The organism is Micromonospora krabiensis, from assembly GCF_900091425.1.
Classification (GTDB): Bacteria; Actinomycetota; Actinomycetes; order Mycobacteriales; family Micromonosporaceae; genus Micromonospora; species Micromonospora krabiensis.
Map to the genome: position 1 here is coordinate 269,178 of NZ_LT598496.1, position 23,530 is coordinate 292,707.

General features: G+C 69.9%; 17 protein-coding genes and 1 pseudogene. 14 read left to right on the forward strand and 4 right to left on the reverse strand.

What is annotated here, in order from left to right:
- Window positions 1-10: 10 nt before the first annotated feature.
- The 7 genes from GA0070620_RS01140 to GA0070620_RS01170 are packed head-to-tail and all read left to right on the forward strand — an operon-like array spanning window position 11 to window position 10,210.
- Window positions 11-1,615, forward strand: a complete 1,605-nt coding sequence (locus tag GA0070620_RS01140) for a nitroreductase family protein (RefSeq protein ID WP_091587670.1) — start codon at window positions 11-13, stop codon at window positions 1,613-1,615.
- Complete coding sequence (locus tag GA0070620_RS01145; RefSeq protein ID WP_377519683.1) at window positions 1,612-4,344, forward strand: lantibiotic dehydratase; 2,733 nt, start codon at window positions 1,612-1,614, stop codon at window positions 4,342-4,344. The genes GA0070620_RS01140 and GA0070620_RS01145 overlap by 4 nt, the downstream gene beginning before the upstream one ends.
- Window positions 4,341-5,411: a lantibiotic dehydratase C-terminal domain-containing protein gene (locus GA0070620_RS01150; protein ID WP_091587672.1), complete on the forward strand. Its 1,071-nt coding sequence runs from the start codon at window positions 4,341-4,343 to the stop codon at window positions 5,409-5,411. Before GA0070620_RS01145 ends, GA0070620_RS01150 begins: the two co-directional genes overlap by 4 nt.
- Window positions 5,408-6,598, forward strand: a complete 1,191-nt coding sequence (locus GA0070620_RS01155) for a M50 family metallopeptidase (protein ID WP_091587675.1) — start codon at window positions 5,408-5,410, stop codon at window positions 6,596-6,598. The genes GA0070620_RS01150 and GA0070620_RS01155 overlap by 4 nt, the downstream gene beginning before the upstream one ends.
- Window positions 6,595-7,521, forward strand: a complete 927-nt coding sequence (locus tag GA0070620_RS01160; protein WP_091587678.1) for an ABC transporter ATP-binding protein — start codon at window positions 6,595-6,597, stop codon at window positions 7,519-7,521. Before GA0070620_RS01155 ends, GA0070620_RS01160 begins: the two co-directional genes overlap by 4 nt.
- Entirely contained in the window at window positions 7,518-8,273 is a 756-nt protein-coding gene (locus GA0070620_RS01165) for an ABC transporter permease (protein WP_091587681.1), read from the forward strand. The genes GA0070620_RS01160 and GA0070620_RS01165 overlap by 4 nt, the downstream gene beginning before the upstream one ends.
- Window positions 8,270-10,210 carry a TOMM precursor leader peptide-binding protein gene (locus tag GA0070620_RS01170; protein WP_091587684.1) on the forward strand — a complete coding sequence of 647 codons (1,941 nt, stop codon included), beginning with the start codon at window positions 8,270-8,272 and terminating at the stop codon, window positions 10,208-10,210. Before GA0070620_RS01165 ends, GA0070620_RS01170 begins: the two co-directional genes overlap by 4 nt.
- Window positions 10,211-10,320: 110 nt before the next feature.
- Here GA0070620_RS01170 and GA0070620_RS01175 read toward each other — a convergent pair whose 3' ends face one another.
- Window positions 10,321-10,497, reverse strand: a complete 177-nt coding sequence (locus GA0070620_RS01175; RefSeq protein ID WP_073827725.1) for a thiazolylpeptide-type bacteriocin — start codon at window positions 10,495-10,497, stop codon at window positions 10,321-10,323.
- Window positions 10,498-10,646: 149 nt separating this feature from the next.
- Between GA0070620_RS01175 and GA0070620_RS01180 the strand changes: the two are divergent.
- The 4 genes and pseudogenes from GA0070620_RS01180 to GA0070620_RS01200 all read left to right on the forward strand — a co-directional run.
- A pseudogene (locus tag GA0070620_RS01180) lies at window positions 10,647-11,927 on the forward strand (amidohydrolase); the annotation flags it as partial.
- 167 nt (window positions 11,928-12,094) lie between these two features.
- Window positions 12,095-12,283: a hypothetical protein gene (locus GA0070620_RS01185; protein ID WP_091587689.1), complete on the forward strand. Its 189-nt coding sequence runs from the start codon at window positions 12,095-12,097 to the stop codon at window positions 12,281-12,283.
- A 1,073-nt stretch (window positions 12,284-13,356) separates the two neighbouring features.
- Window positions 13,357-14,028: an HNH endonuclease family protein gene (locus tag GA0070620_RS01195; RefSeq protein ID WP_091587694.1), complete on the forward strand. Its 672-nt coding sequence runs from the start codon at window positions 13,357-13,359 to the stop codon at window positions 14,026-14,028.
- 523 nt (window positions 14,029-14,551) lie between these two features.
- Window positions 14,552-15,070, forward strand: coding sequence for a MarR family winged helix-turn-helix transcriptional regulator (locus tag GA0070620_RS01200; protein WP_091587695.1), 519 nt, complete (start codon window positions 14,552-14,554; stop codon window positions 15,068-15,070).
- A 201-nt stretch (window positions 15,071-15,271) separates the two neighbouring features.
- Here GA0070620_RS01200 and GA0070620_RS01205 read toward each other — a convergent pair whose 3' ends face one another.
- From GA0070620_RS01205 to GA0070620_RS01215, 3 genes are all read right to left on the reverse strand, one after another.
- Window positions 15,272-15,778, reverse strand: coding sequence for a hemerythrin domain-containing protein (locus GA0070620_RS01205; protein ID WP_157741492.1), 507 nt, complete (start codon window positions 15,776-15,778; stop codon window positions 15,272-15,274).
- 169 nt (window positions 15,779-15,947) lie between these two features.
- Window positions 15,948-17,075 carry an NAD(P)-dependent alcohol dehydrogenase gene (locus tag GA0070620_RS01210; RefSeq protein WP_091587701.1) on the reverse strand — a complete coding sequence of 376 codons (1,128 nt, stop codon included), beginning with the start codon at window positions 17,073-17,075 and terminating at the stop codon, window positions 15,948-15,950.
- A gap of 82 nt (window positions 17,076-17,157) precedes the next feature.
- A complete protein-coding gene (locus tag GA0070620_RS01215) occupies window positions 17,158-19,440 on the reverse strand; it encodes an LLM class flavin-dependent oxidoreductase (protein WP_091587704.1) in 2,283 nt (760 codons plus the stop codon).
- 337 nt (window positions 19,441-19,777) lie between these two features.
- Between GA0070620_RS01215 and GA0070620_RS01220 the strand changes: the two genes are divergently transcribed.
- The 3 genes from GA0070620_RS01220 to GA0070620_RS01230 all read left to right on the forward strand — a co-directional run bounded on the left by GA0070620_RS01220 (window position 19,778) and on the right by GA0070620_RS01230 (window position 23,260).
- Entirely contained in the window at window positions 19,778-20,842 is a 1,065-nt protein-coding gene (locus GA0070620_RS01220) for an MBL fold metallo-hydrolase (RefSeq protein WP_091587707.1), read from the forward strand.
- Between the two features lie 173 nt (window positions 20,843-21,015).
- Window positions 21,016-22,368 carry an MFS transporter gene (locus GA0070620_RS01225; protein ID WP_157741493.1) on the forward strand — a complete coding sequence of 451 codons (1,353 nt, stop codon included), beginning with the start codon at window positions 21,016-21,018 and terminating at the stop codon, window positions 22,366-22,368.
- A 268-nt stretch (window positions 22,369-22,636) separates the two neighbouring features.
- Complete coding sequence (locus tag GA0070620_RS01230; RefSeq protein ID WP_091587713.1) at window positions 22,637-23,260, forward strand: flavodoxin family protein; 624 nt, start codon at window positions 22,637-22,639, stop codon at window positions 23,258-23,260.
- Window positions 23,261-23,530: the final 270 nt, after the last annotated feature.

Here is a 23,530-nt window from a genome sequence, read left to right on the forward strand (position 1 = left end):
GGTGCATGCCATGACGCCTGACAATCCCGGCTTCGCCCACGCGTACGCGACCGCGATCCTGCGCCGCGGCCGTGAACCGATGCCTCCGGTCGACTTCACCCCCGACTGGGGCGACGCACCCCGCCGCGGCAAGTACTACCCGAAGGCGAGCACGTTCGCGCTGCCCGCCCCGCCGGCCAGCGGCGTCGACCTGGACACCGCGCTGCGCGGCCCGGGCGACGCCGACGAGCCCTTCACGCTGCCGCTGCTGGCCGGCCTGCTGTACCACTCATACGGACTGCTCGGACGGCGGCTCGGCATCCAGGCCAACACCGACCTGGCCGCGTTGCCGTCCTACGCCCACGCCAACTGGCACCGCGCGACCGCCTCCGGCGGCGGCCTCTACCCGTGCAGCGTCTACTGGATCGCGGGACCCGGCGCCGGGGTCACCCCGGGCGTCTACTACTACGCCCACGCCCGGCACGCGATGCAGCGGCTGCTCACCGGCGATGTCAGCGCCCGGGTCAACGCGGCGGTGGACCCGCCCCGCCCCGCCCGCCAGTTCCTGGTCATCGGGGTGAAGTACTGGCAGAACGCCTTCAAGTACAACAACTTTTCGTACCACGCCGTGACGATGGATGTGGGAACGCTGCTGCAGACCTGGCGGCTGTGGGCCGGCGCCCAGGGCCGCCAGATCCGCCCGGTGCTCTGGTTCGACCAAGCCGCCGTCGCCGACCTGCTCGGGCTCGCCCTCGACGACGAGGCGCTGTTCGCCGTCGTCCCGCTGACCTGGGCCGCACCCGACGGCCCGTCGCCCGCCGCCGGGCCGCCGCAGTCCGCCCCGCCGCCAGCGACGGTCCGGGTGCGCCACCACGACCAGGAGCGCTCCCGGACCCAGCTCCGCTTCGACACCCTGCACAGGATCAACCGCAGCACCGCCGCCGCGGTCGACCGGCCCGCCACCGGCTCCCTGGCGCCCGCCGGCGCCCACCCGGCCCCGGGCGGGCCCCGCCTGCCGCTGCCCGCGGCCGCGCCGATGCCGCTGCCCGTCGAGGCCGCCCTCACCGCCCGCCGCAGCAGCTTCGGGCGGTTCCTGCACCGCCGGGCGATGGCAGCCCCGCAGCTGGCCGCACTGCTGCGGGCCACCGGGGCCAGCACCGTGCCGTCCGAGATCGACGGTCCCGCCGACCGGCCGTTGGCCCGGATCTACGCCTTCGTCAACCACGTCGCCGACGTGCCCGCCGGGGGTTACGCCTACGACCCGCAGGAGCACAGCCTCGTCGCCGTCACCGACGGGCCACCGGGGGCGTTTCTGCAACGCAACTACTTCCTGGCCAACTACAACCTGGAGCAGGCCGCGGTGGTGCTCGTCCCGACGGTGCGGACACACGCCGTGCTGGACGCCACCGGCGAGCGCGGCTACAACCTCGTCAACGCCACCGTCGGCGCGATCGCCCAGAGCTTCTACACCGCCGCCGCCGCGCTGGGCCTCGGTGCGGGGGTCGCGCTGGGCTTCGACAGCGTCTCCTACCTCGAGGAGCTGAGGCTGACCGAGAACGACGAGTTCCCGCTGCTCATCATGCTCGCCGGCGACGAGCGCGGGCACCTCGGCGACTACCGTTACGAGCTGCGGTGAACCCGGCCGTGTTGTCGCCGACTCCGCCGCGCGCCGCCGCACCCGCCGGCTGGCGTACCGGCGCCTACTTCACCGCCCGGATCGCCGGCCTGCCGCTGTCGACGGTCGACCCGCTGCGCTGCCCCACGGTGTGCGCCTGGGCCGACGACGTGCTCTCCCTGGAACAGCAGCTCGCCGCCGACGGCGAGCAGCTCAGCCACCTGCTCTACGAGTTGGTCAACGACAACGAGGACGCCGCGGCCCGGCGACGGCTGCTGACACTGCGCCGGCAGATCTTCGGCAACGTTCTGCCGGCCGCGCCCGAGCCGGCGCTGGCCGCGGTCGAGCAGGCCCGACCGCAGGCGCTCCCCGCCGTGCGTCGCTGGCTGCAGCGGCGAGCGCAGCTCGCGCGGCGCTACGACGAGGGCCGCGCGATCTTCGCCGCCGACGTCACCCGGGCCCGCGCACAGCTGTGGCGGCTGGCCGACGAACCGCGCCTGCGCGGCGGTCTGCAGCTGGCCTCACCCACCCTCGACGAGCAACTCGCCGCCGGGGCCCCGCCGCCGCCGGATGCCCCGGCCAACAAGCGGACCCGCCGCGTCGAGCGCTCGCTGCTGTCCTACCTGTACCGCACCGCCTGCAAGACCAGTCCGTTCAGCACCTTCACCGCGGTGGCCCTGGGCCGCTTCACCGAGGGCGCATCGGGGTTTCCGATCACCGTCGGCGAGCGCTGGCAGCGGCATGTCCGGCTCAACGTCGTCCTGGTCGCCCGGCTCGCCGACCTGATCAGCGCCGACCCGCGGCGGCGCGGCGACCTGTCGGTGGCGCTGAGCCCGGGGTGGCGGCGCGACGCCGAGCGGATCCGCTACGTGCGCCACTGGGTCACCGCCGGCGACGACAGCGCCGCGGTCAGCTTCGACTCGGTCCGCGACGGGCTGTTCTTCCTGCGCCGCAGCGGCGTCTTGGACGAGGTCACCGCGCTGCTTCAGGGGCGCGCCACGATGCGCTGCGCCGACCTGGTGGACCGGCTCTGCGCCGGCATGGGCGCCGGGCGAGACGACGGCGAGGCGTACCTGTCGACGCTGCTGCGGCTGGGCATGCTACGACTGGTCGGCCTCGACACCGACGTGCACGTCGCGGACCCGATGCGAGCCCTGGCCGCCACCCTGGCGCAGCTCGGCCGGCCGTGGGCCGCGCAACTCGCCGGCCAGCTCGACGAGATCACCGAGCTGGTCGACGCCTACCGCCACGGCGACCTCGCGCAGCGCCGCGAGCTGCAGCACCGGCTGCGCTCCGCGCTGCGCGCGACCATGAGGTCGCTGGGGGAGCACGATCCGACCCTGCCGCAGACGCTGCTGTACGAGGACAGCCGGGTCGCCGGCGATCCCGTCGCCGTCGCTGCCGAACCCTGGCAGCGGCTGGTCGGCGCGGACCTCGCCGCCGTCGAACGGGTGCTGCCCGCCTTCGACCAGAACCTGCCGCACCGGATCATGTTCCACGGCTTCTTCCTGGCCCGTTTCGGCGTCGGCGGCCGCTGTGACGACCTGCTGCGGCTGGTGGAGGACTTCCACGACGACCTCTACGACCAGTACTCCTCCTACACCGCGGGCCGGCGCCCGTTCGCCGACGACGACAGCTACACCCCGGAGGAGAACTGGCTGGGCCGGCCCGAGATGACCGCGCTCGACCAGGCGCGGCAACTGTTCGCCGCGCGGCTGGCCGCGCTCGCGGGCGCCGACCCGCAGTGCGCGCAGCTGTCACTGCCGGCCGACCTGCTCGACGAGGTCGGCGCGCTGCTCGGGCAGACCAACGGCGGCGTCCACCCGCAGGGGCACTTCGTGCAGCTGGCGCTGCGGGAGACCGACCCGCTGCTGGTGCTCAACCAGTCCTTCGGCGGAGTCTGCTTCCCGTTCAGCCGGTTCACCCACTGCTTCGACGCCGACACCCCGAGCCTTGCCGAACGGCTGCGCGCCCAGGCGGCCGAGATCACCCCGCCGGGCGTGGTCTTCGCCGAGCTGACCGGAGGGGCGGCCACCACCAACCTGAACCTGCACGACCGGCTCACCGACTACGTCATCGTCTGCCCCGCCGAGACCAGCAGCGCCCCACCCGAACGGCAACTCACCCTCGACGACCTCTACCTGGTGCACGACCCAAAGACCGACCGGATCGTGCTGCGCTCCACCCGGCTCGACCGGGAGGTCATCCCCGTCTACCTGGGCTACCTGGTGCCAATGGCGCTGCCGCAGATCCCGCGCACGCTGATGCTGCTGTCGCCCGCGTCGATGGTGCGCCTCGACGTGTGGCGCGGGGTGCCCGCCGGTGCCGCCGCTGACGGGGTCACCACCCGGCCCCGGCTGCGCGCCGGCAACGTCGTGCTCAGCCGGCGCAGCTGGTCGGTACGGGTACGCGACCTGCCCGACGCGGGCGATCCCGGCGCCGACCCGGCGGCGTTCCTCGACTGGCGTCGGTGGCAGGCCCGCCACGGCATCCCCGAGCAGGTCTTCGCCACCGTCTACCCGGCCGACCCGGCACAACTGCTGACCAACCCGAAACCGCAGTACGTCGACTTCGGCAGCCCACTGTCGGTGCAGGCGCTGCGGGCCAGCCTCGACGGGCCGCACGACCGGCTCGTCCTGCGCGAGTTGCTGCCCGCCGCCGACGAACTGGCCGCCCACGGCGAGCGCGGCGGACACGTCAGCGAGCTGGCCGTGGAAACCTTCCGCACCGAGGACAGGGAGACCCCATGACCACGTCCGCCGCAGTGCCCACCGCCGTCGAGCGCGCCACGGACCCGCGTGGGCAGTGGCTCGCGCTGCACGTCTTCTACGCGGCCAACCCGCAGCCGCTGCTGGTCGAGTGCGTGGCGCCGCTGATCCGGGAGCTGACCGAGCATAATCTGCTCGCCGGTCACTTCTTCATCAACTACTGGCTGGAGGGGCCCCACGTGCGGCTGCGGCTGCGGCCGCGCACACCGGCCGATGAGCCGGCGGTGCGCCAGCGCGCCGAGGCGGCGGTGAGCCGGTTCCTCACCACCCGCCCCGCGCTGTACGCGATGGGCACCGGCTACCTGCGGGAGCTCTACGACATCCTCTTCGCGCTGGAGTTCCCCGACGGGCGACCGGCGCAGCTGATCGACGCCAACGGGCAGATGCTGCTGCAACCCAACAACTCCTACAGCTACCGGCCCTACGAGCCGGAGTACGGCAAGTACGGCGGCCCGGCGGGCATCGAGATCGCCGAGTGGCACTTCCAGCACTCCAGCGATACAGTGCTGCGGGCCATCTCGTCGATGAACCTGCACCTGCGCCCGGTGCTGCTGGGCACCGCCGCGCAGCTGATGACGGTGCTCGCCGGCACGTTTCTGCCCGACCGGGAGGAACTGATCGCGTTCCTTGACCGGTACCACCACTTCTGGCACCACGCCTTCGCGGGCACTAGCCTGATCGGCGTCGACGAGTACACCCGGATGTACGACAGCGTCGCCGGGGAGCTGGGCCGGCGGGCGCGCCAGATCCTCACCCTCGTCGCGCGGGGCGAAACCGAGCGTCTGCCCGGGTTCCTGCGCGGGTGGGCGGAGCACGCTGTGAAGCTGCGGGAGAAGGTGCTCGCACTGGCCCGCTCCGGTGACCTGGTCATCAGCGCGTGGAGCGGCGGTGACGACCGGGTCATCACCGACCCGGGAGAGGCGCTCGCGTCGCTGCTCTCGCCGTACCTGCACATGACCAACAACCGGCTGCACGCCACCATCCGCGACGAGGCGTACCTGTCCTACCTGCTCGCCCGCGTGCTGCGCGACCCGGCGGTGCCGGCGTGAGCGGATCCGGCCTGCTGGCCAAACGTCCCCGGCTGCGCGAAGATCTGATCTTCTCGCGGCCCCTGCGGCGCGGCCCCGACACGGTCTACCTGATCAAGGACCGGCTCAGCGGCCGGGCGTTCGAGATCGCACCGAAGGAGCAGTTCCTGCTGCGCCGCCTCGATGGCGCCCGATCCCTGGCCGACGTCGGCGCCGAGTACGCCGCCGAGTACGGCCGGCGCCTCGGCGACGAGCACTGGACCCGATTGCTGTGGCTGCTGCACGAGCGCGACCTGCTGTCCACACAACCCACCGGTGCCGCAGGCAACGACAGCGAGCCCACGCCCGACGGCCCGGCACCACTCGGCGTACTGGGATGGTGGGCGCACCGGCTTCGGTGGCTGCTGCGTCCGGCGGTCTTCGCGCTGCTCGCCGTACTCGTCGCCGCCCTGCTGGCGGTCGTCGGGCTGCGGCTGGGCCCGCTCTGGCAGGCCGCCCGCCCCGCCTTCACCGACCCGGTCGCCCTGCTCGCGCTGACGCTGCTGGCCTGGTTCGGCGCGGCGCTGCACGAGTTCGCCCACGCGCTGGTAGCCGTCCACGTCGGCGCCACCGTCAACCGGATCAACCTGATCACCCTGACCTGCAAGATCGAGGACTACCTGTACCTGCCGCGTCGATCCCACCAGGTGATGATCGCCGCTGCCGGCGCGGTGGCGAACGGACTGGTCCTGCTGGTCGTCGGTGCTGCCCTCGCGGCGCTGCCGGGTGCCTTCGCCGACCGGCTCTTCAGCGCGTACGTGTTGGTCGGTGCCGCCCAGACGCTGGTCAACCTCGTCCCGCTGCCGCCGCTGGACGGCTACAAGATCGTCAGTCACCTGCTGGGCCTGCTGAACCTGGCCCCCGAGAGTCGCCGCTACCTGACGACGCTCCTGCGGCGGCTGGTGCGCCGGCCCGGCCCCCGCTACCCGCGACGGACTGCCGTCCACCTCGGACTGTTCGCCGCGTGGTGGCTGCTCGCCGTCGCGGCCGTCGCCACCGTCGTGATCGGCGTCGGCGGTGCGCTCCTGCGCCCCGTCCTCGGCGCACTCTCCTACGTCCCGCCCGCCGCGATCGTCGGCCTGACGATCGCCGGCTGGCTGGCCCGGCCACGTCGGGACCGCCCCGCGGACCGGACCCCACCGCAACCGCTGCATCAGGACAACCAGTGAAAGGCGAGCCGATGTCACCCACCGACGGTCCAGCGATCGAGCTGGACGCCGTGAGCAAGTCGTATGGCGAGGTGAGAGCGGTCGACGGGATCTCGATCTCGATCGGCCGTGGCGAGTTCTTCGGTCTGCTCGGGCCCAACGGGGCGGGCAAGACCACGCTCATCGAAATGATCGAGGGCCTTCGCATCCCCGACACCGGCAGCGTCACCGTGCTGGGCAGGTCGCCCGCCCCGCGCAACCTCGACCTGCTGCCCCTGATCGGTGTGCAGACCCAGCGTTCGGCGTTCTTCACCCGGCTGACCGCCCGCGAGCACCTCGTGACGGTCGCCGCCCTCTACGGCCTGCCCGCGACCGCCGCCGAGCGGGCGCTGCAGCTGGTCGGGCTCACCGACTCCGGCGACATCCGGGTCACCAACATCTCCGGCGGCCAGCGCCAGCGCCTCGCGATCGCCTCGGCGCTCGTGCACGACCCCCAGGTGATCTTCCTGGACGAGCCCACCGCCGCACTGGACCCGCAGGCCCGCCGTGACCTCGGCCAGATGCTGCGCAAGCTCAAGACGATCGGCAAGACCATCGTCTACACCACCCACCATCTCGACGAGGCGCAGGGGCTCTGCGACCGGGTCGCGATCCTCTCCGCCGGGCGGGTCCTCGCCCTTGACAGCCCTCGCGAGCTGATCGCCCGCTCCGGCATCGGCACCCGCCTGGTCGTCCCCGCCGGCCGGCTCAGCCCCGAGCAGGCCGGCAACCTCGACGGCGTCGACGGCGTCGCCGTCGAAGACGACACGCTCGTGTTGCGCACCTCGCACACCGCGCGGGTGCTCGCCGCCCTCGGCGCCGAGGCCGACCTGGACGATGTGGAAACCCGACCGGCCACCCTCGAAGACGTCTACCTCGAGCTGATCGGAGCGCCGCAGGCATGAGCGCATACGCCGCACTGTCCCGAGCCACCTACAAGGCGACCGTCCGGGACGCCACGACGCTGTTTTTCACCTTCGCCTTCCCCCTGGTCTTCCTCGTCATCTTCGGGCTGATCTTCCGCAACCAGCAGGTCGGCGACACCGGCCGCGGCTACGTCGACTACATCGCCCCGGGCGTGCTGTCCTGGGGTCTGGCCAGTGCCGCCCTCTTCGGGGTGTCGTTCACCCTGATGCAGTGGCGCAACGACGACCTGCTGCGCATCATCCGGCTCTCACCGACCAGCCTCTGGTCGGTGATCGGCTCCCGCTACGTCGTCGCCCTCGGCATCGGGGTCGCGCAGAGCCTGCTCTTCGTCGGCGTCGCCATGCTGCCGGTCTTCGGCATGCGCCCGGACCCGACGTGGCCACTGGCCATCCCGACCATGCTGCTCGCGGTGACGGCCTTCCTCGCCCTCGGCCTGATCGTCGGCTCCCGGGCGAACACGGCAGAGGCCGTCGCCGCGATCGCCAACTGCATCGTGGTGCCGATGGCCTTCCTCTCCGGGTCGTTCTACCCCCTGGAGCTCATGCCGGGCTGGCTGCAGGGCATCTCCCGGGCGCTGCCGCTGCGATACGTCAACGACGGCATGGCCTACGCCTTCACCGGCTTCGGCACCATGACCGACTACCTGATCTCCTGCGGCGCGCTGGTCGCCTTCGCCGTCGCGTTCGCGCTCATCGGGGTGCGCACGTTCCGCTGGAGCAACGACTCATGACCGCCACCGCGGCGGCGGCAGCGCGCCCCGTCCCGCTCGCCGCCGCCGCGGCCCGGCTCCGGGAACACCTGCGTCGCCGCTGGACAGCACAGCCGCACGGCAGCGAACCGCGGGTGGTGACGCTGGGAGACATCGACGCGCTCGCGGCGCCCGCCGCGGCACAGCCGCACCGCCGCGATGCCACCGTGCACCTCAGCGCCACCGCCGTGCTGATCGGCCCGTACACAGGCGCGGCGGGCAGGGGCTGCGGCCACTGCCTGGCCATCCGCTGGCAGCGGCTGCGCACCCGCAGCGAGCGCGACGCCCTGGAGGTCGGCGAGCAGATGACCCCGGTCGGACCGTGGCCGCAGCTGACCGCCTACCAGCTCGACGCCGTCTGGGATCTGCACCGCGCCATCCACGCCGGCCCGCCGCTGCCACCGCCGCCAAGCTGGGACCGGCACAGCACCCCGCTGCCCCGCGTCAGCCAGCTCGACCTCAACAGCCTGTGCGTCCGCAGCTACCCCCTGCTGGCCGAGCCCCGCTGCCCCTCCTGCGCAGTCCCGCAGCCCGACACCCCCGACAGTCCGATGCTCGCGCCCGAGCCCCGACTCAAGCCGCACCCCGACACCTACCGGCTGCGCACACCGGGCAGCTATCCGCTGCCGGAGGCCGCGCTGGTCAACCCGGTCTGCGGCGCACTGGGCGCGGGCACCCAACTCACCATCACCTCGCCGACGACCGCGCCGGTGACCGGCAGCGTCTTCATCCGCGGCTACGGCGGCCTGCTCGACGTCTCCTTCAGCGGCCAGGCCAGCGGCTACGACGCGAGTCGGTCGCTGGCCTACCTGGAAGGGCTGGAGCGGTACGCGGGCACCCACCGCCGGCGCAACGTCACCCCGGTCATCGCCGCGTACGCCGACCTCGGCGCGGCGGCGCTGCACCCGGACGCCTGCGGCAGCTACCCCGACGCCGTGTACGACAGCGACCCGATCCTGCGCCGATTCGACCCGCAGCGGCCGATCCCCTGGGTGTGGGGGCGCAACCTGCACACGGGCCAGCCCGTACTGGTGCCCCGCCGGCTCTGCTTCTACAGCTCGCCGGCCGCGGGCGACACCTTCCTGCTCTCCTCCTCCAGCGGCTGCGCCACCGGCAGTTGCCTCGAGGAGGCCGCCCTGTTCGGGCTGCTGGAGCTGATCGAGCGCGACGCGTTCCTGCTCGCCTGGTACGGCAACCTCACGCTGCCCCGCATCGACCTTGACGGCTGCCCGCCGGCAGTCCGGGCGATGGCCGATCGCGCCGAGCTGCAGGGTTACCGCCTCTACGCCTTCGACAACCGCATCGACCTGGACGTACCCGTGGTCACCAGCCTCGCCGTCCGCCACGACGGCGGCCCCGGTCTGCTGTCGTTCGCCGCCGCGGCGCACGTCGACCCGCAGCAGGCGGTGGCCGCGGCGCTCGCCGAGGCGCTCACCTACATCCCTCACCAGCCCGCCACGGTGCGCCGACGTCGACCTGAGCTGGAACGGATGGCCGACGACTACAGCCTCGTCCGTCGGCTGCCGGACCACTCGGCCCTCTTCGGCCTGCCGCGCATGGCCGTACACGCCGAAAGCTACCTCCACGGCGGTGAGACGCTGCCTGCCGGGCAGCTCTTCGCCGGCTACCGCGCCCCGGGCACCCGGGATCTGCGCGACGACCTGCACCACGTGCTCGATCTGCTGCGCGCCCAGGGACTTGAGGCGATCATGGTCGACCAGACCACGCCGGAGCAGGAGACGCTCGGCCTGAGCTCGGTCTGCATGATCGTGCCCGGCCTGCTACCGATCGACTTCGGCTGGATCCGGCAGCGGGCTCCACACCTGCCGCGGCTACGGGCGGCACCCGCGGCGGCGGGCCTCGCCGACGCCGAACTCACCGACGCCGACCTGCGCCTCGTGCCGCACCCGTTCCCGTAGCAGGGCAGTCGCCGCGCGGTGCCGGTGACGTACGCGGCGGTGAGCACCGGATCGGGCACGCGCAAACGTCGGGCCGCCCGCTGGGCGGCCCGACGCCGTGCCGCAATCGGTCAGGCCGAGCAGCTGGTGGTGGAGGTGGTGCTGCTGCAGGTCGAGGTGGTGCCCGACGAGGAGCAGGAGGCGAGGATCGCCTCGGACGCGTCGGCGTAGTCGGAGATCGCGAAGGTCTCCGACTCCAGCTCCAGGATCTCCTCGGCGAGCGCGTTGAGGTCGGTCTCGGGCGCCATGATGACTCCTAACGGTCGGTGTCCGGCCGGTTCGTCCGGCCCCGCCGCAAGCACACCTCACCACGCTCACCGATCGCCCACGGCCGCGGGCGCAAACCGCTGTCAGGTGATGTCAGCGGTGTGACAGCGGCCTCGGCTTGGCTGGCTCCATGGCACCACCCGCAACGCGGACCGCTACCCGCCGCAGCGGCCTGACGGTCGATCCGGAGATCGTCGCCGACGCGACCCGGCTCTACCGCGACCTGCACGAACACCCGGAGCTCTCCGGAATGGAGGAGCGCACCGCGGCCCGTTTCGCGGCCGCACTGCAGGGGATCGGCGCTGAGGTCACGACCGGCATCGGCGGCCACGGTGTCATCGGTGTCCTCGCCAACGGGGTCGGCCCGTGCGTGCTGATACGAGCGGAGCTGGACGCGCTGCCGGTCGCCGAGCAGACCGGCCTGCCGTACGCCAGCACCGCGACCGGCGTGGACGCCGACGGCCGGACCGTGCCCGTCATGCACGCCTGCGGGCACGACCTGCACCTGGCCGCGGCGGTCGGCGCCGCCACCCACCTGGCCCGGGACAGGGGCGGCTGGCGAGGAACACTGCTGATCCTGGGGCAGCCGGCCGAGGAGACCATGCGAGGTGCGGCGGCGCTGCTCGACGACGGCCTCTACGAGCGGTTCGGCCGCCCCGACCTGCTCCTCGCCCAACACGCCGCGCCACTACCGGCAGGCATGGTCGCCCACGGCAGCGGTCCCATGACAGCCGGCTGCGTCACCCTGGACATCACCGTGCCCGGCCGGGGTGGGCACGCCGCCACCCCACACCTGTGCGTGGACCCCGTGGTGCTCGCCGCGACCATCGTCGTGCAGCTGCAGGCCGTGGTGGCCCGTCAGGTCAGCCCGGCCGAGCAGGTGGCGCTCACCGTCGGCACGCTGCGCGCCGGTCACCATCCGGGGGTCATCGCCGAGTACGCCAACCTTGGCGTGACGATCCGGGCGCTGCACGAGGCGACGCTGGATCGGGTGGTGAGCAGCGTGACCCGCACTGTCCGGGCGGCCTGCGAGGCTGCCGGCAGCCCGCGGGAGCCGACGATACGTGTCGTGTCGCGCTCACCCTCCCTTGTGGGGGATCCGGGCGCGACCGCCCAGGTGCGGGCCGCCCACGAGCGGATGTTCGGGCCCGAACGGGTCGGGTGGTGGCCGCCCTCCCTCGCGTCCGAGGACTTTCCCCTGCTGACGGCCGGAGAAATCCCGAGCAGCTACTGGATGCTCGGCACCGTCGGGCCACGTCAATGGCGGGCGGTACCCGGCGCGAGCGCGGCCGAGAAGCTCGCCAACCTGCCGACGAACCACAGCCCTGCCTTCGCACCGAACATCGAGCTGGCCCTACCGGCCGGTGTGGTGGCCCTAGTGGCCGCCGCCGGGACCCTCCTGTCGACGGACCCGCACCCGTCAGCGCCGCCGTCGCCCGAGGCGGTTCCGATGGCGCCGGGGAAGGGCCGGATCGGGCCGATTGAACGGGTGGCGGGCACGTGTTAGCTTCCCGGCAGAAAGCGGATCTTCCCCCTCCCGTCGCGAGCTGCGCCTCCGGGCGAGTTAGGTAGGCAACGGTGGAGTTCTACGAACTGATCGCGCTCATCTGGATCCTCGCCGGGCTCGCAACCGCTCTGACCTGGCTGATTCTGGGACACCGACGGGCGCAGGCCCGCACCGCGCTGGAGGCACGGAACGGTGCTGAGTCGACCCAGCTCGCCGACCTGCAGACCAGGGTCGGTCGGATGGAGAATCCGAAGGACTGAGCCACTCGTCGTGATCGCGATGCGAGCAGAGCTGATGGTGTCGCGCTGTCTGCCCACCCCGGCAAACCGAGTCTGACGACGGCCGCAGCGAGCGTTAGCTGGCGCCGTTTCGTTCCGCGAGGAGGGTCGCCTTCGATATGCGGGACATGACGTGTTCGGAATGCGGGCCTGCGGCGTTCCAGTTGCCGGCTCCTGCGGCGGTCGTCGTTCCGGCGCTGGGGGCGTGCGCGGTCGGCGTCGACCCGAAGGGCGCGATGTCGGGCTCCTCGTGCTGATCAGCCCCCGCCGTGATCAGACTCGCCAACACCGCCAGCAACAACCACCCTGCTGCGACGCGGCACGTCCGCAACGCCGTCCACGTCGGCACCGCCGCCCGCCCGGGCGGTGCGAGGATCAGTTGACCCGAGGAGGCCCTTCCCGCCCTCGGGAGGGAGTCGCTCGTCCCGCAAGGCGAGGATCGACAACACCACCACAAGCCGGTGACCGTTCGTGGACACCGCACGAGCCAGCCCGTCAACAACTGGCAAGTCGCCCACAGCCACCCACGCCACGTCGCAGACGGATGTAGTGCCGAGCGAGCGCGGACCATACCGCTGCCGCAGCACCGGCAGCGGCAGTCGCCGGCAGCCGGCGGCTTCGAGGCTCAGCTCGGCTGTCGAGGCCACCGGCTGCCGCACGGTGGTCGGGCAGGTCAGGTGGCTCTCGTCGTGACCTGCGGTGCCCTATCCAGCGTTATCTGCTCGGACAAGGCCGGAGGCCGTCAGCCGCAATGATGCCGGTCCGCCAGATGATCGCGTCTGCACTCGACGCCGGTGTCCCCGTCACCCGGCTGACCGGCGAGGATTCTACGTCGCCGGCCCGGCCCATCTCGCGTCGGCGACCGGCTCCACGCCCGCCTCCCCGGCGGACCGCGACAGGTCGAGCCGTCGCGTCGTCGACCGGCTCCGCCGGCCTGTAGGCGCCTGCCGGCGTGAGAGTTCAGTTCAAGGCTTTCTGCCTGTTACGAGATGACCCGAGCCCGGCCATACTCATCGGAGATCGTCAACGTCTCATGGACGGCTGAGGAGGCCCCGATGCGACTGACTCAACTCTTCGATCACCTCACGCGAGGCCGCACCCGAGCGGCGGCCATGACGGTCGCCGCCCTCGCTGGGGTGTGCCTCGTCGGCGTCGCCGGCACCCCGGCGTCGGCCACCCCGCCGGGTATCCCGTCGAAGGCGACTGCGCAGTCGCAGCTGAATGCGTTGACGGTGGCCGCGCAGGGTTCGACCAGTGGCTATTCGCGGGACCTGTTCCCGCACTGGATCACCATCAGCGGCAGTTGCAACACCCGGGAACAGGTCCTCAAGCGCGACGGCACGTCCGTGGTGGTGGACGGCTCCTGCGCGGCGACGTCGGGTCGTTGGTACAGCCCTTACGACGGGGCCACCTGGACGGCGGCCTCGGACGTCGACATCGACCACGTGGTGCCCCTGGCGGAGGCGTGGCGCTCCGGTGCCAGCTCGTGGACCACCAGCCGCCGGCAGAGCTTCGCCAACGACCTCTCTCGGCCGCAGTTGATCGCCGTGACCGACAACGTGAACCAGGCTAAAGGTGATCAGGACCCCTCGACGTGGCAGCCGCCGTTGGCCTCGTACCGGTGCACCTACAGCAAGATGTGGATCACGGTGAAGTACAACTGGGGCCTGACCCTGCAGTCGTCGGAGAAGTCGGCCCTGCAGAGCATGCTCAACACCTGCAGCTGAGCATCGCTGGGCAGTCGCCCGATGCCGCGGGGAGGGCTGCGGGCCTGGATGCGCCGGGCCGGCTGAACCACGATCGTCTGCCGGCTCGGTGCAACCCTGAAACAGATGGCGACGGGTCGTTGCCAGATCACCCTCTGGACCAGAAGGTGTTCGCAACGATCTTTTTGTGCAGAAGAGACGACCCATGGTGCGGCGTTGTTGTTCGGAGCGACCCTGCCGGTGCCGGTGGGATTGCTTACTCACAGGCCCTGGCCCACCTGGTGGACCGCGGTCGTCCCGGGCGGTGACCGGTGCTGTTCGTGCGTTTCTGGCCGACGGGCTCAATGTAGGGACCGTATGGGGCGCGAGGTCGGTTCGGTTCCAACAGGTGTGACGAACCTTCGTCGGGATGGCTGCCGATGCTGTGTATGGGCCGATCCGCTCGGTGGGGTAGTCAGCTCACCCTTCCGGACATATGTGTGCTCCGAAACCTTTTGCATATAAACCGATATTGTGATCAACATAGCGTGGTATAGTCAAGGGCATGTCAGCTGCAGACGTGCCCCCGGCCGATCGTGAGCGTGGAGTCAATTTCGGCTGGTCGCTCGGCATGGTGCTGCGCCGGTGGCAGGAGTTCGTCGAGGAGGCGCTGCAGGATCTTCCGCACGGCAGCCGCGGGTATCACATTCTCGCTGTGGTGGTGCACGAGGATGTTCCTACGCAGGGTGCCCTGGCTGCTCGGTTGGTGATCGACCGTAGCGTGTTGACCTATGTGATCGACGACCTTGAGGGTGCTGGTCTGATCGAGCGGCAGTTGGACCCGCGCGATCGGCGGGCTCGTCGCATCGTGGCCACGGAGAAGGGCCGCAGGGTTCTGGCCGACGCCGAAGAGCGGGTCGCTCGTGCGGAGGATTACGTGCTGGGTGGTCTGTCGCCGGAGCAACGTGCGGGTTTCCGTGAGTCGGCCGAGCGGGCGGCGGAGGCGATCGTGAGCGCCGCGCCGGGCACTGACCCCTGCCTGGCCGTGGAGAGCGTTATCGACCCGGCGTCTCGGGCTGCCTGATTCGGACCAGCAGCCCCGCGTCGTCGACGTGGCGCGCCCGCCCCCTGCTGTCGGTCCGTCAAGCGATCAGGCGGCAGCCCGTCAGGATGCGCGCCCCGAAGTCTCCGGCAACTCGAGTCGCCCGCAGGCCTCCGGGATTTCGACGATGAACCCGGTGTGGCCACGGCCGGGAGGCCCACGACGTCATCGGCCCATGAGAGGTCAGCCGTGTGGCCACCTTTTCCACGTTGCCAGCACCGGTGCCAGCGCCTTCTCTTCGAACGCCAGGTGTTCCAGCAAGTGGTCCGACAGAGTGCGTAGCGCTGTAACCAGCTTCTTGCGGATCGCCGCGTCCTCACCATTCAGAGCCTGGGCGGCCTCTTCGACCTGGTCGAGTAGTTCGGAGACTAGCGCGTGGTCTGCCTCAAGTTTGTCCACGGTCGCTTTCAGATGTGGTGCTGAGCGGCGTACGGCCGGAAAGAGCAGGACGCTTTCAAGTCTGTGATGGCGGTGCACGGCGTGGCAGTACTGCAAGCAGTTGGTTTTCATCTGGAACAGCGGCCCGTTGCTCTGCAGCTTTCGCATGCGTTGCTGCAGCCGGACAGCGGGTGCGCCGGCAGAGGCCTCGTCAGCCAGCTTGCGGACCGCGGCCAGATCGCGACGAAGTGCATCATGGATCCAGCGAAGCTCCGCCAGCAGCGGGTTCGTGCGGGGATGTTCTTGTTTCACTTCAGCGCTTCCTTCGAGGGGTGGTGGAATCGTGGGTTACCGCGATCGGAAGGGTGTCCCGCATCGCCGATCGTGCCGACGCTGCGGCTGGGGTGGTGCCGGCTGATGAGGACACCCTTCCGTTGTGTAGCGCGCCTGAGACGGCGGTAAATTCAACCCGTTGCGGCACTCATGGCTTGGTAGCGTGCTCTCCGGCAGATGCCACCTTGAGTACCGGTTTCACGGCTTCGCCGCTGCCAGCCGCGGCGAACGCTGCCTCGATGTCGTCGAAGTCGTAGAAACGCACCAACCGATCAATGGGGAAGCGGCCCGCCCTGTAGAGCTCGACCAGCCGAGGGATGAACAGCTGTGGTACGGCGTCGCCCTGAACGATCCCCGACACGGTCTTACCGAAAGCAAGCTTCCCCGCCGGCACGACGGTGTCCGGTGCTCCGCCTGCTACCAGCCCGACCCGGCCCAGGGGGCGCAGGGCGTCGACGGCGTGGTTGAGCATGTCGGGGCGTCCCGTGGTGTCGACAACGTACGCGACACCTGAGCCGGTGATCTCCTGGATGGTTCGGGCAACATCCGATTCCCGAGCGTTGATGGTGTGTGTGGCGCCCAAGTCCGCCGCCAGCGCCAAGCGTTGTGCGTTGACGTCCACGGCGATGATCGTGGATGCTCCCGCCAGACGTGCCGCCATGAGCGCGCCGAACCCGACTGCGCCGACGCCGAAGATGGCGATCGTATCTCCAGCGGATATGGCGAACGAGTTGAGCACCGCACCGGCCCCGGTCTGGAAGCCGCAGCCGAGCGGGCCGAGAAGCTCAAGGGGGAGATCCTTGTCGACCTTGACGGTGTTACGCCGCGTGGCCAGTGCATGAGTGGCGAAGGAGGACTGCCCGAAGAAGTGTCCGGACACCTCCTCAGCCCCCGAATCGATACGGTGCAGCCCGCGAGTTCCGTCGATTCGCGCGCCGGAGAAGTTGGCCGCCATGGCCTGTTCGCAGTACGCGGGGTGGCCGGCTAGGCACTGCGGGCACACCCCGCAGGACTGGAACGACAGTACGACATGGTCGCCCGGTTGCAGGTCGGTGATGTCGGGGCCGACCTGCTCGACGACACCCGCACCCTCGTGTCCCAGGACGATCGGCTGCGGTACGGGCAGGTGCCCGTTGCGGGCGTGTGCGTCGGTCTGGCAGATGCCCGTTGCGACGATTCGCACGAGCACCTCGTCCCCGCGCGGTTCGTCGAGTTGCAGGTTTTCGAATGCGAAGCGCTCGCCTGGTCCAGGCGACACTGCGGCTCGTATCTGCATGGTGTTCCTCTTCCTTGAGTGGTGGCGTGCCGGCATTAGATGTGGACCCGACGGTCCCGGTCACGGACTCGGGAACCGCGGCTCAGCGTGGTTGTGCGCTTTCGCGATCCGGAGGGATCGGGAAGTTGCGGTTGAAGACGTTGTCGGGGTCGTACTCGGCCTTCAGCTTCCGTAGCCGGCTGAGAGTCGGCTCGGGGAACGCCTCCTGCAGCAGTTCCGGGTTGGTGCGCGTCTCGAAGCTCAGGTACATGCCGTCCAGGTGGGAGTGCAGGTCGGCCCAGTGCTTGTCCAGCTGGGCCACCTGCTGAGGGCCGGTCGCGGCGAGCACGGAGAAATTCTGGCGGCGGTGGGCATACGCGGTGACCTCGGGCGGGACGTCATTGACGGCGCCGCCGACGCTGCGGATCTGCAGCACCGACACGTCGCCGGAGTGCATCATCGTCTGCATGCTGGTCGCGGCCTCGGCGCTCACGTGCTGCAGCAGGCCGCTGCGGGTGTCCTCGAGGCCCTGGCCGTGGTGGCGGTTGTGCGGCGGGGCGACCAGCGCCGCGTACGGCACGAGCTGGGCCTGCTGCCCGAGGATCGGTCCGATGTCGACGAACGGGGTGAGCGCGTCCTGCGCCGCCTCGACGTCGTCCCCGGCGTAAACCAGCGTGACCTGGGCGATCGGACCCGTCGGGCCGGCGAACACCGACAGGAAGCTGCTCAGCTCGCGTGGTGCCTGCTCAACCCGGGCGCCCCAGCGGGTGAGCAGGCTCGCGGTGTCGGCGGCGTCGACGGTGAGCTGGGCGACGGCGACGTCGGCGACCTCGTAGGCCTCGAGTTCGATGGCCGTGACGACGCCGAAGTTGCCGCCCGCGCCGCGTACGGCCCAGAACAGGTCGGGGTGGTGGTCGGCGTCCACGCGTAGGACGCGGCTGTCGGCGGTGACGATTTCGGCTGCCACGACGTGGTCGATGGTGAGGCCGTACTTGCGGGCGAGGTATCCGACGCCGGCGGTGGTGGCCAGGCCGCCGACGCCGACGTCGCCGTAGTCGCCGGAGCTCATGGCCAGCCCGTGCGGCGCGAGAGCCTGGGCGACCTCGCCCCAACGGGCACCGGGCTCGAGGCGGATGAGGCGCCTGGCTCGGTCGAGCACCGTGACCTGGTTGAGCCGGGACAGGTCGATAAGCACGCCGCCGTCGTTGGTCGAGCGGCCGCTGATGCCGTGCCCGCCGCTGCGCACCGACAGCGGCACGCCCTGACCGCGGGCGTACCGGATCGCCTCGGCGACCTCGGCGGCGTCGCCGGGCCGCAGCACCAGCGCGGGTGATCCGCGACGGATGTAGCTGTGCCGGACCCGCTCGTAGTCGCGGTCGCCGGGTTCGACCGCGTGGGCGGCCAGGGCAGCGGGCAGGGCGTCGTAGTCGAGGCCGGGCAGGCGCTGGGCTAGCACGGCCGCCGGACGGACCGGTCCGCCCGGGGTGCCCGAACTCGCTCGTTCTCGGGCGACGGCCTCGCGCAGCGCGGGTGCGACTTCCTCGGCGAACGTCTGGATGAGCCGCGGGTCGTCGCGGCCGATGATGAACGCGCTGAAGCCCTCGTCGAGCACCATGGGCAACAGTTGGTCGACCCACTGTTCAGGCGGACCCTGCAGGAATCCGCGGCTGTTGTCGCTGAAGTCGACCTGGAACAGGTTGAGCAGCCGCCGGATCTGGCGCGGGTCGCGGCCTGCCCTCTCCGCCCCCTCGTCGATAAGTCGGTTGGCCGCGAACCGGTCCGGTGACTGCAGGTATTCGAGCGTCGGAAGCCAGCCGTCAGCGACGGCGCCGGTCAGCTCGAGCATCTTGGGCTTGTAGGCACCAAGCCAGATTCCGATGTCGTGCGTGGGCGCGGGGCCGCGCCGCATCCCGGGGACGGTGTAGTACTTGCCGTCCTGCCGGAACAGGGTCTGGTTGGAGGTGTCCCAGACTCCGCGCAGGATGTCGACGGCTTCGCGCAGTGCCTGGACGCCCTGGCCAGGTGTCAGGCGGCGGCCGCCCATGCCCTCGATGCCGTCCCACATCGCGCCCGCGCCGAGGCCCAGCTCGAAGCGGCCCTTGGACAGCACATCCAGGCTGGCCGCGGCGCGAGCGAGCACCGCGGGCGGGCGCATCGGCAGGTTGAGCACGTTCGCCGAAACCCGCAGGCGTTGGGTACGCGAGGCCACCCAGCTCAGCAGGGTCCAGGTGTCAAGGAAGCCCGGGTTGTACGGGTGGCCCTGAAACGTGGCCAGGTCGAGGCCGACTGCTTCAGTCAGCTCGGCCAGCGCCACCGCCCGGTCTGGGTTGTCGGCGCCGGGCGTGATGAAGGTTCCGAACAGCAGCTCGTGACCGTAATCGGGCATCGCCCGTGCTCCCCGCTCTTGAAGTAGTTGGACAGCCAATAGTGTAGGCAGCAAAAGTTATGACCAACAACCTATCGTGCCTCCGTGGCAACCCGAGACGTACGTCACGAGACGTAGACGTGTTGGCGAGCAGATGTATTGTTGAGCAAACGAGTTGACCGAGAATCATTCTATGGAGCCACTTATCCGCGGCCGAGTGGGTGGTCATGGACGCTCAAAGGGCAAACAGCATAGATCATCCAACACTACCGCCTTTCGGACATAGTGTCTGAGTTTGAACTCGATCAACGAGCTCGTGCGGCGCTCAGGCTGCACGTACCAGAAGGAAGGCAAGAGAATGGCCAGCAAGTACGGCGACTTCTACCCGAGCAAGTGGGGCTTCCCGAAGGCCGTGGTCGAGGGGAACGCCCCCTCGCCGAAGCAGTTCATGCCCGACTACCTTGACGACCCGTCGTTCTACGAGAAGGGCTGGCACGCCGAGAACATCGGCGACGGCGGCAACTTCTACTGGGTCACCAGCCCGGCCGGCTACGACGCCGGATTCGTGGTGACCGGGGACGGCGTCATCGTCATCGACGCTCCGCCGGGGCTGGGCGAGAACATGCAGTCGGCGATCAGGTCAGTGACTCGCGAGCCTGTCACACACGTGGTCTACAGCCACTGGCACTCCGACCACATCGGCGCGGCATCCCAGTTCGGCCCCAACGTGAAGATCGTGGCACACGACATCACGCGCGAGCTGCTGGCCCGCTTCCCCGACAAGCACCGGCCGCTGCCGACCGAGACGTTCAGCACCGACGCGACCCTCGAGGTGGGCGGCACCAAGCTGGAGTTGTCCTATAAGGGTGCCGACCACTGCCCGGGCAACATCTACATCTACGGCCCGGCGCAGAAGGTCCTCACGAAGATCGACATCGTGAGCCCCGGTTCGGTGACCTTCGCGCACGCCGACGTCTCGGAGAACATCAGCGGGTTCTACCAGGCCCACGACGACATCCTGTCCTACGACTTCAAGGCCCTCATCGGCGGTCACATCTCCCGCTGGGGCACCCGGGAGGACGTCGAGGTCGTGCGTGAGTACTGGCACGACCTGCTCGGCTTCGCTGAGGAGGCGCTCTGGGAGATGAGCAACGCCGAGGCGCTGCAGGGATTCGTCGTGGGACTGGGCCGGCAGAACCAGATGGTCGGCGCCGAGAACTGGATCAACTCGATCGCCAACTACGCCACCGAGAAGACGCTGACCAAGACGACCTCCAACGGTCAGACCTGGCCTGAGCGGCTGGCCGGCGCGACGGTGTGGACCAAGTACCACGCCTGGACGGTCGCGGAGACCACCCGCACTGAGCGGACCCACTACGGCTACCAGGCCGAGGGCAACGGCGGTCCGGCGTACATCGCCTGACGGGCACCTCATCGATGGCGGCTCGTGCCCGCACCCTCCGCGGGCACGAGCCGGCCGCTCCACCGCCGTCACTGCACCCAGATTGCCGGCTTTCAGCACCCCTCAGGACAGACATGTCGTCATCGTCGAGCAAACACGCAACCGCACCCCGAACCATCATCACAATCGTTCTGTTGGCCGCGTTCATCTTCGCGTTGTTCCAATCGTTTCTCACTCCGGTGCTGCCCGCGCTGCAGCAAGAGCTCCACACCTCACCGACACTGGTGACCTGGGTGATGACAGCCTTCCTGCTGTCCGCCTCGGTGGCTACGCCGGTGATCGGCCGACTGGGCGACCGCCACGGCAAGGATCGCCTCCTCGTCGCGTCGCTTGCCACCCTCGCGGCAGGATCGGTCATGTCGGCGATGGCACCCGGGATCGAACTCATGCTCGTGGGCCGGGTCATCCAGGGTGTTGGTGGCGGCGTGCTGCCACTAGCCTTCGGCATCGTCCGAGATGAAGTGCCACCGGCGAAAGTGCCGGGCGTCATCGGCATTGTCTCGGCTCTGACCGCAGTCGGCGGCGGCGCTGGCACCGTCCTGGCCGGACCACTGACCGACGCCTTCGGCATCCGGTCGCTGTTTTGGATTCCGGCCGCCCTGAGCATCGCAGCGGCCGCAGCTGCCAGGGTTGGAATCCCACCATCGCCATCGCGCTACCCGAGCCCAGTCAGCTGGTTGGCCACCACCCTGCTGGCCGGCTGGCTGGTCGCACTCCTGGTCCCGCTGACTCAGGCAGCCCGCTGGGGCTGGACGTCTGCCGCAGTGATCATCCCGTTGGTCAGCGCCGCCGGGTTGGCGTTCGCATGGGTCGCGGTCGAAAGACGCTCGGACCGCCCACTGATCGACCTTCGCATGATGCGCCGCACGGCAGTCTGGACCACCAACCTCGTGTCGCTGCTTTTCGGCATCGGGCTGTTCGCGGTCATGACGTTCCTGCCGGTATACGTGCAGACCCCACCCGACGCTGGCTACGGTTTCGGGGCAAGCGTGACCGAAGCGGGACTGATCCTGCTGCCGATGACTGTGACCATGTTCGCCGGAGGCTTGGCCGCCGCAGCGCTGCAGCGACGATACGGGGCACGCGCCGTGCTCGCCGGGGCGTCGGCTGCGCAGGCGGCCTCGACCGTGATGCTCGCTCTCGGGCACGACAGCAGGTGGCAGGTCCTGACCGCGTTGTCGCTGCTCGGAGTGGCGCTGGGCATCGGATTCTCGACCATGTCAAATGTCATCGTGGCGGCGGTGCGCCCAGACCAGACGGGCGTGGCCAATGGCGTCACAGCCAATGTACGCACCATCGGCGGCTCGCTAGGCGTCGTGATCATGGCAGCTGTCGTCGGCGCGTACACCTCAGCCGACGGCCGTCCAGCGGAGGCTGGCTTCACCTACGGATTCTGGATCCTCGCACTCGCGGGGATAGCCGCAACTGCGGTGTCGCTGCTGTTGCCGCGACGAGTAGAGCGCGACGCGCAAGTCAAGGCGGCGTAGTCAGTGCAGTTGGTTAGTCCGAGAGGTTCCTCGCCACATCGGCTGGAGTGCGCCATGTGGCACCAGCCACCGGGCGACGTCTGTTGACACAAGGGGCACCTCGGCCGAGCCGTAACAACCGACCAGGCGAGAGTAGCCGACAGGGTCGACGCCGGAACGTCGCGCACGGTCAGCCTTTGCCGGAGATCTCCCTCGCCCAGGCTCGTCGCTTTCCTCGCCTACGCGGAAAGCGCTTTATCAGAACGACGCATACATCGAAAGGCTAGAAATGTCGCACCCAGTTCACCTCGCCGTGATCTACTACTCCGCCACCGGCACGGGCACCGAGATCGCCAACGAGATAAGCAAGGCCGCCGAGGAGGCAGGCGCACTGGTCCGAGTTCGTAAGGTGAGCGAGCTCGCGCCCCAGGCGGCAATCGACTCCAACCCGAGGTGGGCAGCCCATCACGCCGCCACCAGCGGCGTGCCGGCGCCGACTACCGACGACATCGAGTGGGCCGACGCCGTCATCTTTGGTTCGCCCAGCCGATTCGGCAACGTCGCCTCGCAGCTCAAGCAGTTCCTGGACACTCTCTCGCCACTGTGGAGTCAGAATAAGCTGGCTGACAAGGTATACAGCGGCTTCACTTCGGCTACCACCCTCCACGGCGGCCACGAATCGACTCTCCTGGCGCTCTACAACACGATCCACCATTTCGGTGGAATCATCGTGCCCCCGGGCTACACAGACGCCGTGAAGCTGGTCGACGGTAACCCCTACGGCACCTCCCACCAGGCGGAACCCGGAAACGAGGCAGAGTCCGTCAACGTGCATACGCGGAACGCCGCCAAGCATCAGGCTACGCGCGTCGTCAAGATCGCTCAGGTGCTCAAAAGTGGCCTCGCCTCCTGACACCCGACCTGAGGCCCTGCCGTGAATTGACGCTCGCCGCGGTGGCGGAGGCAGTCGTGCGGCGAGAAATGTCGTTGCCGGTTGTCGAACAGCGACGTCGATGCCCTTGACTCGCGGCCAGAGCGCGGGGGACCGCTCCCGACACAAGTGTCGGGAGCGGTCCCGCTGGCCAATGTTGACCGAGATCCCGCGCGACGGGCGTGGCTCAGGCCCTGTTCAGGGCCTCGATGGCCGCGGGCCACGCCCGCGTCGAAGACCGAAGCCACTGCG